Genomic DNA, 12055 nt, shown 5'->3' with positions numbered 1-12055 from the left:
TCTGATGTCAAAACGTACAATAACCGTAATTCCAGGTGATGGAATTGGCCCAAGTATTATCGATTCTGCATTAAAAATTCTCGACAAAGCAGGATGTAATTTTGAATATGAATTTGCGGATGCTGGCCTTACGGCGCTAGAAAAACACGGTGAATTATTACCACAACGTACTCTCGATTTAATTGAAAAAAACCGCATTACTCTTAAAGGTCCATTAACCACGCCTGTTGGAGAAGGGTTTACCTCAATCAACGTCAGCCTAAGAAAAAAATTCAGCCTGTATGCGAACGTGCGTCCTGTAAATTCATTTAAAGGCACTCAAGCGCGATATGAAAATATCGACATTATTACCGTTCGTGAAAATACCGAAGGTATGTATTCTGGCTTAGGTCAAAAAGTATCAGATGACGGTGAAACAGCAGAAGCCACCAGTATTATTACCCGTCAGGGCGCTGAACAAATTGTCACTTTCGCCTATGAATTAGCACGTAAAGAAAACCGCAAAAAAGTTACCATAGTGCATAAAGCTAACATCATGAAATCAACCTCGGGTTTATTCTTGAAAGTGGCCCGTGAAGTCAGCCTTCGCTACCCAGATATCATCACTGAAGAAATGATCGTTGATGCAACCTGCATGAAATTAGTCATGAACCCAGAAAACTTTGATGTGATGGTAACCACTAACTTGTTCGGCGATATTTTATCAGACTTGTGTGCGGGCCTTGTGGGCGGTTTAGGCATGGCGCCGGGTGCCAATATCGGTCGTGATGCTGCAATATTTGAAGCCGTACATGGAAGCGCCCCTGATATTGCGGGGAAAAACTTAGCCAATCCAACATCCGTTATTTTAGCGTCGATTCAAATGCTGGAGTATCTTGGTATGTCTGATAAAGCGGTGATGATCCGCAATGCTGTATCTGCTGTGATTGAAGAAGGCGACCGCACAACGCGTGATTTAGGTGGCACATATGGCACAACAGATTTCACCCAAGCGGTATTAGAACGTTTAGATTAATCTGTTGGCGTTAAACTTAGCAAAAAGCCCTAATATATTAGGGCTTTTTAGTTGCTAAATAAGCTGATTTTAGGTTAAAGACTGACACGTGAGCGATAGCGCAGCACAGTAGCGTTTTATCTTTCACCCAGTACGGCATAGTTAACGCCTTTTTCTGGGAATAACCATAAATGCACAGTCACTTCATCGCGATCATGATACAAGTGCTTACACTGCATCTTATATTCGATATTGTTTTCTTTAAAAATCTCGGCCATGGTATCTAAAATAACTCGCACTTCTTTATAGCGACTTTTCATTGGCAGTTTCAGGTTAAAGATGGCTTCTTTAAACCAAGCATTAATTGCCCAGGCTTCCATTAGCTCAGCGACACGGGAAGGTTTTTCAACCATGTCACAAACTAACCAATAGATATTTTTACGTGGCGGTTCAAATCTAAAACCATCGGCACGATAATGTTTAACCTGACCCGTTTCCATCAATTTCTCATTCATCGGGCCATTGTCAACTGCTGCGACCATCATACCTCGGCGCACTAGTTGATAAGTCCAACCACCAGGACAAGCGCCTAAATCAACGGCATTTAACCCACTACGACAACGTAGGTCTTGCTCTTCTTTGGTTAAAAAGGCACCGAAGGCTTCATCCAATTTCAAACTTGAGCGACTTGGCGCATCCGCAACCATTTTCAAGCGCGGAATCCCCATAAAATGAGGCGAACTATTATGGCTTAATGAATAGCCAGCAAACGCTTTACCAGAGCCGATAAAACACACATGAATAATAGGTCGACGTGCATTTTCAGCACCAAGTAGAATCCCCGCTTTTTTCAAGCCTTGACGTAAAGGCACAGTGAACTTACGACAAAATGCCGACAATTCTTTCGCTTCATTAGTATCAGGAGTTTCAACACGCAGTTCACCGCATTTAGCTAATTCACCTAATGCCTGAATAATCGGGCTTACTCTATCTTGCTCAGGTAAATCGATTAATAGATCTGCCGCTGCAAACATTTGCCGAGTAAAAATGAGTGAGCTTAACGCTAATTTCTCAGCTAATTCATCGGCACCATTATCATCAAAACATTGATAAATAACATAAGCATCATTGTTATTGGTTTTTACAAAACCACCAACATTAAGTTCTGCAGCGCGTTGTTGAATTTCTGCAGCGCACTCTTTCTCGTATCCAGCACGGCAAAATAGGAATAGGTTTTTCATGTAAAGCCTTAGCAATAGTCGAACTTGAAGCAAAATTTTGTCGGATTATAGCAAGAATATGCCGCTATAGCAGATTTAGATTTAATCCGTATTAACAGGTTTACGCCATGCAGCTGTTGCAAAAATTGCCCAGCCAATCAGTAAACAAATACCGCCAATGGGGGTGATAGGACCTAGCCATTTTTGACCAATTAGCGCATACAAATAGAGCGAACCGGAAAATAACACGATACCTGTGATGAAAAACCCAGCCGCCAAGTTAACCAGTTTAGGGCTCAACCAGTTTGCAGCAAACGCCAGGCCTATTAATGCAAAAGTATGGTAAAACTGATATTCGACAGCCAAATTAAAAATATTAATCATTTCTGTTGAGGTGACTTTTTTTAGGCCATGAGCAGCAAATGCCCCTAAAGCCACGGCGAGAAAGCCACTCATTGCAGCGACAGATAATAAACGATGCTTCATAATTTGCCTTAATATTGGGCTTGGTTGATGTACAAACCTTTGGCTAACAAACTTAGGATAAAGATCCACAAAAACGATCTATCTCAGCCACCACAAGCGCGAGATTAGCGTCGAATGTTGTTCCAGATGACTTACGTGGGGCAAAACTATGATCGCCATCAGGAATATAGGTGAATTCAATTCCTTTGCGAAATGTCCACGAAGCTATTTGCTCAGGAAGGCCAAACTTATCTCGCTCACCTTGAAGCACCAATGTCGGCATGCTTGATTCATTCAGCGGAGGCAATCGTGGCACACCACCTTTAATTGGCACAAATGGATAACCCAAGCAAACTTGTCCAATGACGCTATCAAGCGCGGCCTTGGTATCAGGCATTTCACATTGATGCAAACTTGAGGTTAACGTTGCCATCATACGTGAGCCCATCGATTTACCGACCAACATAATACGCTTGTAGTTAAGTTCACCCTGTTGCTGTTTATGTTGAATATCTGCCAGTACACTTTCTAAATGCTGCACTAACTTTGGCGCCCGATCTGGCGGGCGCTTTTTACCATCAAGCATATTGGCTTGCATGTATAAAAAATTAAATCGATAAACAGCAAAACCTTTGGCAACCAAACTTTGAGTTAATTGCTGCATAAATGCATGGTGCATATTGGCCCCGGCCCCATGAGCTAACACGATAAGCGTGCCGCTATCCACTGGACCATCAATTAAATAATCTCGGGCTAATTCAGCATTTTGATTAATACTATCCTGCAAGTAAATCACTGCGAGACTCCTCGGCAAACATATCGACCATCCACTCACGAAACGCGCTGACCTTACCTAATTCAGAATGGTTTTGCTGGCACACTAAATAATAGGCATCTTTACTTACCAATACTTCAGAGAAAGGGCAAACCAAGCGCCCTGCTTTGATATCTGGGCGTGCTAACACACTGTATCCTAATGCGACGCCTTGTCCATGAGCTGCGGCTTGTAATACTAAAGATGAATGACTAAATATCGGCCCTTGGTTGACATTAATGTCACTAACGCCACATTGCCTAAACCAAGCTTGCCAGTCATGGCGACTAGAGTCATGCAGTAGGGTGTGATGTTTTAAATCAGCTGGGGAACTTAACGGTTTTGGGCCATTGAGTAATAATGGCGAACACACTGGAATTAACACTTCATTGCGCAGTTTATCTGCACGAAGCCCTGGCCAATTGCCTTGACCATAATAAATCGCCACATCCACATCATCAGTTAATGATCCAGTGTCACTGTCGACCGCTTTGATACGCACATCAATATCTGGATTTTTGTCACTGAACTTAGCTAAACGAGGCACTAGCCATTGAATCGCAAAACTGGGTGACATACTCACCGTCAGTGAGCCAACGGCGCTGCGAGCGAGCAATCTTTCGGTAGCTTCACCAAGCTGGGTGAAGATATCTTTGATATCGAGAAAGTAGCTTTGGCCTTCTTCTGTTAACAATAATGATCGATTTTTGCGTCTGAACAACTTTAAACCCAAGAAATCTTCTAATGCTTTAATTTGATGACTTACAGCAGCCTGAGTCACAAACAACTCCTCTGCAGCCCTTGTAAAGCTGAGATTTCTTGCTGCGGCTTCAAATGCTTTCACCGCATTTAAGGGAGGTAACCGTCTCGACATGGTGATCAATCTCTCGTTTTTTAATTAGTTTTTCTAATGATTATCGGTATTTTTTGTCGTTTGTAAAGAACAGTGTTTTTGATTAAATTAGCATCAATGAAATTAAGTCAGTTGGACAGTCTCTTCGACGTATTTGGGAGTGTCCGGCAATCAAACGATTTGTCAGCCCGGAGGCTCACTCATGTTCAATTTCAAATCTGTTCTCGCACTGGCTATGATGTCGTCACTCAGTCTGAGTGCCGCACAAGCTAACGAAATGGCTCAAGTAGATATTAGCGATTTATACGCAACTATTAATGCACAATTAGCTGATAATCTAAACCAAATGCAACAAGAAGTAGTTAAAGATGTCAATGAAGTTTTAATTACTGAAAATGATCAACAAATAAAAACTGTTCGCACGCAAGTGGCTGATTAATAATTATTATTGAACAGTACTTCCCTCATGTATGCTAGCTTTGATAGCTTGCCATAAATGCAATAAAAAAACCGCATAGATTGCGGTTTTTTTATGTGGCATTTTTCAACCCGACTTTAGTAAGCACATTTTTTAACAACGAACATAGCCATATTCGTCCTCAATAAACTTATCTCTGTTACGGGCGATATACCTTCACATTATGATGACCTTGCTCAATCAAATATAATGCTTGAAGTTTGCTCATCACACCACGATCACAGTAAAGTAAATAGGTTTTACTTTTATCTAAATCAGCAAACTGAGTCGCTAATTTAAAGAAAGGAATGGTTTTAACTTCCACGCCGTCGATATCTAAAGGCTTACGCTCTTCTTCTTCAGGTGATCGCACATCAATGACAATTTCACCAGTAGCAATATCGGTAACCGTTTCAGTTTCAGTGATTTGTTGATTCATTTCTGTTTCAATATCCCTAATATCCATTACCTTTGCAGAAGCAACGATGCGTTCAATTAAGTCTTCATCAAACTTTTTCTCTTCAGCTTCAATTTTAGATAATACCGCTTTAACTGTTGGTTTTTGCGAAATCACGCCACAGTATTCAGGCATGGTTTTAGCAAAATCTTCGGTACCAATTAATCTGCTTTGATTAATAATGTCCTGCTTATCCATGGCAATTAACGGGCGCATAATTAACATATCAGTGCAGCGATCGATAACATTTAAATTGGTTAAGGTTTGGCTAGATACTTGACCTAGGCTCTCACCCGTTACAATACCTTGGATACCATACTTCTCAGCGATTTGAGCCGCAACACGCATCATGACACGCTTCAGAATAACCCCCATTTGACCATTATCAATCCGCTCTAAGATCTGTTCAACGACGGGTTCAAATGGCACAGTAATAAAACGTACTTTGTGCGATTCGCTATAGGTCTGCCATAAATGATAAGCCACTTGCTTCACACCTATCTCGTGTTGAGCACCACCTAGATTAAAAAAGCAATAGTGCGTTCGAGCGCCTTTCTTAATAAATTGATAACTTGATACACCAGAGTCAAACCCGCCAGAAATCAGCGATAGCACATCTTCTTGGGTTGCCATTGGAAAACCGCCTAATCCTTCTATGCGACGCTCAACCATGTAAAGTTTATCGCGATCGATTTCAAGATTCACAGTCACATCAGGATTTTTAAGTTTCACCCCCAATGCATCGGTATGCTGGTTTAAACCACCACCTACGTAGCGCTCTACCTCTATCGAATTAAAATCATGCTTGCCTGTTCGTTTAACCCGCACACAAAAAGTTTTACCCGCAATCTCATCGCGATAACGCGGTAACGCTAACTGATAAATACTGTCAACGGTATCAAACGGATATTCACTGACCTGAACCACATGGGCAATACCAGGAATACAAGCTAAACGTTCCGCAAATTTACCCTGCAATTCAGGTTTATCTTCCGGCACCTTGACGATGATACGGTCAAATAAACGCTGTACTTTTGCCTCTTCATCAACTTTTTTAAGTACATTGCGAATATTGGTTTCAAGCATTTTGGTAAAACGTAATCTTACCGATTTACTCTTCATCATGATTTCTGGGTATAGCTTTACGATAAACTTCATAGCAGTTCCGGCAACATAAATGACCGACTAAAAACTAACATTAGTTTTGCCGATGTGACATTTAATGATTTGAATTAATAGAATAAAGACTTATTTTCTACAGCGTAAAATCTCAGCACCGAGTAAAACAGCGTCGATAAAATGATTACACGGGGTAAAAGTAAGCAAGCAATTGCGGCGGATTATAGCAAATTTATCACCACATGTAATAGCATTCGCGAGGCATTCAATGACAATGCCCTGTTCATACAAGCTGATAAAATTTTATCTTAGTTAAACGGATAAATTGTGAAACCGACAAACAAGTGAACTAAACAAAAGCGCAATCAAATGACTGCGCTTTTATCAGTAAGCTTACCTCAAATAAATCAGCTTATTGGATCACTTTAATTTCATCTGACTCTTTGGGTTTCCCCTGCTCAATGGCAATTTCAACACGGCGATTTCGGGCTCGATTACTATTGCTGTCGTTAGGCACCAGTGGGTTATTGGATGCTTCCCCCATTACTTTCATGCGACTTTCATCAAAACCTGGCACTTTCATTAACTCATGAGCCACAGCAACGGCACGCTGGCTAGATAAATCCCAATTTGAGCTATAAAGCTCGTTACTTATATGGGCACCATCAGTATGACCCGATACCGTGATTACACCAGGCACATCTTTAAGTAACTCACCGATTGAACGAACGATGGGCCTGAATTTAGGTTGTAAAAAACCAGAGCCTGATGCAAACGATCCTTTCTCTCGAATACGAATAATAATTTGTTGGCCTAAAGACTCTAACTCAATGGCACCATCAACGATTTGCTCGTTCAATTGTTCAGCCATTTTTTTCAGTTCTTCATTGATATTGTCTTGAGCCGAAGCGGCATCTTTTTTAACCGCTTCAGCTTCTTTTTGTGCTGTAGCGCTAGCATTCCCCCCCCGTTGAGCACCATTTTGCTTTTGAACGCCACCAGCACTGTCTTCCTCACCTGCTTGATACTCAATGGTGGGTTGAGTCATTTCATTGGTTTGCTGGTTAATAATCTCAATCGGTGTGGGATCAGGTCGTCCAGGGCGAAACTCAAGCGCAATAACAGACGTCCCCTTAGGGATATCTTTTACTTCAACTTTATTTTGTACACCAAATGCATACTTCATTGAACCCGCGATTTGCTTAAACTTCATCACGTCCATTTCAGAGAACGCTAGCAGTAACACGAAAAAGCACATCAACAGGGACATTAGGTCAGCAAAGGTTGCTAACCACATGGGCGCGCCTGCGGGTGGACAATCACACTTGGCCTTGGCCATGGTTACTCTCCGTCCGTCGTATCGACTTTACGTTGTTTCTCAGCAAGATAGTTCTTCAAAAAGCCTTCAATAACACGAGGGTTTTGACCATCTTGTATGGCCAATACCGCATCCATAATTAAATTACGGTTCAATAACTCTTCATTCATTCGCAGTGATAATTTATCGGCCATAGGAATGGCTATCATGTTAGCAATTACCGCGCCGTAAAGTGTGGTTAACAAGGCAACCGCCATCGAAGGCCCAATGGATTTTGGATCATCCATATTTGATAACATGGCAACCAAACCAACAAGTGTACCTATCATACCCATCGCAGGCGCAACATCGCCCATCGCTTTAAAAATACCGATACCGGCTTTATGGCGTTCTTCTGTTAATGCTATGTCTTTTTCCAGCGCGTTACGCACAACATCGCCATCATGACCATCAACTAACATGTCGACGGCTTTTTGCATAAAGGTATTGCTAATTTGCGCTTCTTCTAAGGCTAAAAAACCGCCTTTACGTGCAGCATCAGCCATACTCACGGACTGTTCGATTAAGTCTTCAGGTCTATCGATTTTAAACATAAATGCTTTAAGACCAATCTTAACTGCACCAAGAAATTGCTTAAGATTGAACTTCATCATCACGACAAACAAAGAACCTGCAACAACAATCAAAATTGACGGTACGTCGATAAATAAGCCAATGCCACCACTGGTGACCATAGCGCCGATAATAAAAGCAAAAGCGCCAATAATACCTATCAGGGTTGCTAAATCCACAACTTCTCCTCAAATGCAGTCAATTCTGCTTGATGTGCTAATGCCTAATTATCTCTAAGGTAAGCATAATCTTATTATGTTATCGGTCAAAATCATTTCTAGTTTAGCTCGATTTTCAACTTTCTAAACAAATTTCAGTAACAAAGCGTGCTATTGAGCAAATATCCAGCGTCTGTATTTGACCCTAAAGCTTGGCTGATATACCTTGTCACACGCTGAATAAGAGGAATTGTAAACGTGGCCAAAAAACCTGAAAACCTTAGTTTTGAGCAATCATTAAATGAGCTTGAAACTATTGTAGCAAATTTAGAACAAGGTGAAGTTTCCCTTGATGATGCGTTGAAGCAATTTGAACGTGGCATTAAGCTTGTGCGCCAAAGTCAGGCTAAACTTGAGCAAGCACAGCAAAAAGTATCCATTCTTCTGGAAGAAAAAGATACGTTATCGCCATTAGATATTGAACCATAACATTGCTTTAGAAGTACTTTGAGGTAATCCATTGTTAACAGATGCAATCAAGACTTATCAACAACGCGTTGATCAAGTACTCCGCCAGCACTTACATGATCTTGATGATGCCGCTCCCACTTTAAAAGCTGCCATGACACATGGTGCATTATTGGGTGGTAAGCGCATTAGACCATTTTTAGTCTATAGCATTGGCAATATGCTCAATGTACCGTTAACGACCCTAGATAATCTTGCTGCAGCCATTGAGTGCATTCATGCCTACTCTTTAATTCATGATGATTTACCTGCAATGGATGATGATTGCCTTCGTCGCGGCCAACCAACGGTGCATATTGCCTTTGATGAAGCCAGTGCAATACTTGCTGGTGATGCATTACAAACCTTAGCTTTTGATATCATCAGTACTCCAATTGACGGTTTATCTCCTAAGCAACAACTTGCCATTGTAAAATCGTTAGCAAAAGCCTCTGGTTATCAAGGTATGTGTGGCGGGCAAGCCATTGATCTTAGCGCCACTAATCAGCGTATTGAACTGACAAGACTGACTGAATTACACAACAAAAAAACCGGCGCATTAATCAGTTGTGCGGTTGAAATGGCGTTAATCGCCGCCAATGCCAGCCAAAGTGTTCATGACACTTTAATGCGCTACGCGCAGCATGTGGGTCTGGCGTTTCAAGTACAAGATGACATTTTAGACATCATTGCCAGTACCGAGGAACTGGGTAAACCACAAGGCAGTGATCAACAATCGAATAAAAGTACCTTCCCTCAACTATTAGGTTTAGAAGGTGCTAAACAGACATCACAGCAACTTGTTGATGATGCCCTATCAGAACTGACTAAATTGCCATACAATAGCCAGTTAATTGCAGACTTTGCCCGATATATTATCGCGCGAAGAATATAATAAGACAGATATCTCACTATGAGTTTCGATAATTCTCAATATCCAGTATTGGCACAAGCTAATACACCAGAAGAACTTAGAAAACTACCTCAAGGCTTGTTGCCTCAGGTATCAAATGAGTTAAGACAATTCTTACTGCAATCAGTAGGAATGTCGAGTGGTCATTTTGCTTCTGGTCTAGGTACGGTTGAATTAACCGTAGCGCTTCATTATGTCTATAACACACCGTTTGACCAATTGGTGTGGGATGTTGGCCATCAGGCTTATCCGCATAAAATATTAACTGACCGCCGCGAGCGTATGCACACTATTCGTCAAAAAAATGGTCTGCATCCTTTTCCATGGCGTGAAGAAAGCCCATATGACACTTTCAGTGTAGGCCACTCTGGTACTTCCGTTAGTGCTGCACTGGGTATGGCGATTGCCGCAGAAAAAGAAGACCTTGGCCGTAAAGTCGTTGCTGTTATTGGTGACGGTGCTATGACAGGGGGTATGGTGTTTGAAGCACTCAATCATGCCGGTGATTTACACAATGACATGCTAGTTGTCTTAAATGACAACGAGATGTCCATTTCTGAAAACGTTGGTGCACTTAATAATCATTTAGCCCAATTAATGTCTGGGCGTTTTTACACCACCATTCGTGAAAGCAGCAAAAAAGTGCTTAAGGGCATGCCTGTCATTAAAGAAATGGCCAAGCGTACTGAAGAACACTTAAAAGGCATGGTAGTACCTGGCACCCTTTTTGAGGAGCTTGGCTTTAACTATATAGGCCCTATCGATGGTCACGATGTTGATGCTCTCGTCGAAACCATGCGTAATATGCGTAATCTTAAAGGGCCACAAATTCTGCACATTATGACCAAAAAAGGTCGTGGTTATGAACCCGCAGAAAAAGACCCTATCGGCTGGCATGCTGTGCCTAAATTTGATCCTAGCCAATTCAAAAAACCGGCAACTAAACCAGGTTTACCGACTTTTTCACAGGTTTTTGGAAAATGGCTATGTGATGTTGCAGAACAAGATAACACGCTTATGGGCATCACCCCTGCGATGCGTGAAGGCTCTGGTATGGTTGAGTTTTCTCAGCGTTTCCCCAAGCAATATTTTGATGCGGCCATTGCAGAGCAGCACGCGGTAACCCTTGCGGCAGGCATGGCGACTCAAGGCCTTAAACCTGTAGTGGCAATTTACTCTACATTCCTACAGCGTGGTTATGACCAGCTAATCCATGATGTGGCATTGCAACGCCTACCTGTACTATTTGCCATCGACCGTGGTGGGATTGTCGGCGCAGATGGCCCAACCCATCAAGGGGCATTCGATTTAAGCTTTATGCGCTGCATTCCTAATATGGTAATCATGACGCCATCAGATGAAAACGAATGTCGCCAAATGCTGTATACCGGATATTGTTATCAAGATGGCCCTACAGCGGTTCGCTACCCAAGAGGCTTTGCTACAGGAGCAGAGCAAATCGAATTGATGACAGCCTTACCTATAGGTAAAGGAGTAATAAAGCGTCAGGGCAAAAACATCGCGATTGTTAATTTTGGGACCACTTTAGCTGCGGCGTTAACCGCCGCAGAAGCACTTGATGCCACAGTGGCAGACATGCGATTTGCTAAACCATTAGACATTGAGCTACTCACTGAATTAGCAAATAGCCATGACATTATTGTCACGGTGGAAGAAAACGCCATTATGGGTGGTGCTGGTAGCGGCGTAATGGAAGCATTACAGAAGCTTAAAATCATTAAGCCTGTGCTACAAATTGGTTTGCCTGATGAGTTTATTAAGCATGGCGCACCGGATGAAATTATCAGTGAGCTAAAGCTTGATGCCACAGGCATTGAGCAACAAATAAGAGACTATCTCAATTAACGCTTGCTGTGGTTGTTGGTGACATACTCTTTAATCACAATAAGAACTTAATTATCAGCTAGTTAAAGCTTGATGCCACAGGCATTGTTCAACAAATAAGAGACTATCTCAATTGACGCTTGCTGTGGTTGTTGGTGATATACTCTTTAACCACAATAAGAACTTAATTATCAGCTAGTTAAAGCTTGACGCCACGGGCATAGCGTAACAAGTCAGAGACTATCTCAAACTACCGCTTACAGTGGTTGTTAGTGTCATACTCTTTAACTACAAAAAAGGGCTGAATTATCAGCCCTTTTTTA

Annotated in this window: 12 protein-coding genes; 5 read left to right on the top strand and 7 right to left on the bottom strand. The window is 41.8% G+C overall.

The window, feature by feature from the left end; all coding sequences use genetic code 11:
- Positions 1 to 4: 4 nt before the first annotated feature.
- Positions 5 to 1015, top strand: a complete 1011-nt coding sequence (locus tag IEY03_RS09675; protein ID WP_188841162.1) for an isocitrate dehydrogenase — start codon at positions 5 to 7, stop codon at positions 1013 to 1015.
- 116 nt (positions 1016 to 1131) lie between these two features.
- On the opposite strand, the gene rlmM is transcribed toward IEY03_RS09675, so the two are convergent.
- The 4 genes from rlmM to IEY03_RS09655 form a co-directional block, all read right to left on the bottom strand.
- Positions 1132 to 2235, bottom strand: a complete 1104-nt coding sequence (gene rlmM, locus IEY03_RS09670; RefSeq protein ID WP_188841161.1) for a 23S rRNA (cytidine(2498)-2'-O)-methyltransferase RlmM — start codon at positions 2233 to 2235, stop codon at positions 1132 to 1134.
- Between the two features lie 81 nt (positions 2236 to 2316).
- Positions 2317 to 2700, bottom strand: a complete 384-nt coding sequence (locus tag IEY03_RS09665) for a DUF423 domain-containing protein (protein ID WP_188841160.1) — start codon at positions 2698 to 2700, stop codon at positions 2317 to 2319.
- A 52-nt stretch (positions 2701 to 2752) separates the two neighbouring features.
- A complete protein-coding gene (locus IEY03_RS09660; protein ID WP_188841212.1) occupies positions 2753 to 3454 on the bottom strand; it encodes an alpha/beta family hydrolase in 702 nt (233 codons plus the stop codon).
- Between the two features lies 1 nt (position 3455).
- The gene (locus IEY03_RS09655; protein ID WP_188841159.1) at positions 3456 to 4367 is read right to left on the bottom strand and encodes a transcriptional regulator GcvA; all 912 of its coding nucleotides are present in this window, start codon (positions 4365 to 4367) and stop codon (positions 3456 to 3458) included.
- 181 nt (positions 4368 to 4548) lie between these two features.
- Between IEY03_RS09655 and IEY03_RS09650 the strand changes: the two genes are divergently transcribed.
- Positions 4549 to 4785, top strand: coding sequence for a hypothetical protein (locus tag IEY03_RS09650; protein WP_188841158.1), 237 nt, complete (start codon positions 4549 to 4551; stop codon positions 4783 to 4785).
- 178 nt (positions 4786 to 4963) lie between these two features.
- Here IEY03_RS09650 and thiI read toward each other — a convergent pair whose 3' ends face one another.
- From thiI to pomA, 3 genes are all read right to left on the bottom strand, one after another.
- Positions 4964 to 6418 carry a tRNA uracil 4-sulfurtransferase ThiI gene (thiI, locus tag IEY03_RS09645; protein ID WP_188841157.1) on the bottom strand — a complete coding sequence of 485 codons (1455 nt, stop codon included), beginning with the start codon at positions 6416 to 6418 and terminating at the stop codon, positions 4964 to 4966.
- Between the two features lie 373 nt (positions 6419 to 6791).
- A complete protein-coding gene (locus IEY03_RS09640; RefSeq protein ID WP_188841156.1) occupies positions 6792 to 7718 on the bottom strand; it encodes a flagellar motor protein MotB in 927 nt (308 codons plus the stop codon).
- 2 nt (positions 7719 to 7720) lie between these two features.
- The gene (pomA, locus tag IEY03_RS09635) at positions 7721 to 8488 is read right to left on the bottom strand and encodes a flagellar motor protein PomA (protein WP_188841155.1); all 768 of its coding nucleotides are present in this window, start codon (positions 8486 to 8488) and stop codon (positions 7721 to 7723) included.
- Between the two features lie 237 nt (positions 8489 to 8725).
- On the opposite strand from pomA, the gene xseB reads away from it, so the two are divergent.
- From xseB to dxs, 3 genes are read left to right on the top strand one after another with little or no spacing between them, the layout of a single operon-like run.
- Positions 8726 to 8956 carry an exodeoxyribonuclease VII small subunit gene (gene xseB / locus IEY03_RS09630; protein ID WP_188841154.1) on the top strand — a complete coding sequence of 77 codons (231 nt, stop codon included), beginning with the start codon at positions 8726 to 8728 and terminating at the stop codon, positions 8954 to 8956.
- Between the two features lie 31 nt (positions 8957 to 8987).
- A complete protein-coding gene (ispA, locus tag IEY03_RS09625) occupies positions 8988 to 9869 on the top strand; it encodes a (2E,6E)-farnesyl diphosphate synthase (RefSeq protein ID WP_188841153.1) in 882 nt (293 codons plus the stop codon).
- 18 nt (positions 9870 to 9887) lie between these two features.
- Positions 9888 to 11753: a 1-deoxy-D-xylulose-5-phosphate synthase gene (gene dxs, locus IEY03_RS09620; protein ID WP_188841152.1), complete on the top strand. Its 1866-nt coding sequence runs from the start codon at positions 9888 to 9890 to the stop codon at positions 11751 to 11753.
- Positions 11754 to 12055: the final 302 nt, after the last annotated feature.

Origin of the sequence: Shewanella aestuarii (assembly GCF_014647215.1) — a bacterium.
GTDB lineage: Bacteria > Pseudomonadota > Gammaproteobacteria > Enterobacterales > Shewanellaceae > Shewanella > Shewanella aestuarii.
The sequence above is the reverse complement of the archived record's forward strand: the minus strand, read 5'-3'. Positions and strand labels throughout refer to the sequence as shown.

Excerpts from the sequence above, each read along its gene's own strand:
- IEY03_RS09675 (WP_188841162.1), top strand. The coding sequence starts at position 5 with ATGTCAAAACGTACAATAACCGTAATTCCAGGTGATGGAATTGGCCCA.
- rlmM (WP_188841161.1), bottom strand. The coding sequence starts at position 2,235 with ATGAAAAACCTATTCCTATTTTGCCGTGCTGGATACGAGAAAGAGTGC.
- IEY03_RS09665 (WP_188841160.1), bottom strand. The coding sequence starts at position 2,700 with ATGAAGCATCGTTTATTATCTGTCGCTGCAATGAGTGGCTTTCTCGCC.
- IEY03_RS09655 (WP_188841159.1), bottom strand. The coding sequence starts at position 4,367 with ATGTCGAGACGGTTACCTCCCTTAAATGCGGTGAAAGCATTTGAAGCC.
- IEY03_RS09650 (WP_188841158.1), top strand. The coding sequence starts at position 4,549 with ATGTTCAATTTCAAATCTGTTCTCGCACTGGCTATGATGTCGTCACTC.
- thiI (WP_188841157.1), bottom strand. The coding sequence starts at position 6,418 with ATGAAGTTTATCGTAAAGCTATACCCAGAAATCATGATGAAGAGTAAA.
- IEY03_RS09640 (WP_188841156.1), bottom strand. The coding sequence starts at position 7,718 with ATGGCCAAGGCCAAGTGTGATTGTCCACCCGCAGGCGCGCCCATGTGG.
- dxs (WP_188841152.1), top strand. The coding sequence starts at position 9,888 with ATGAGTTTCGATAATTCTCAATATCCAGTATTGGCACAAGCTAATACA.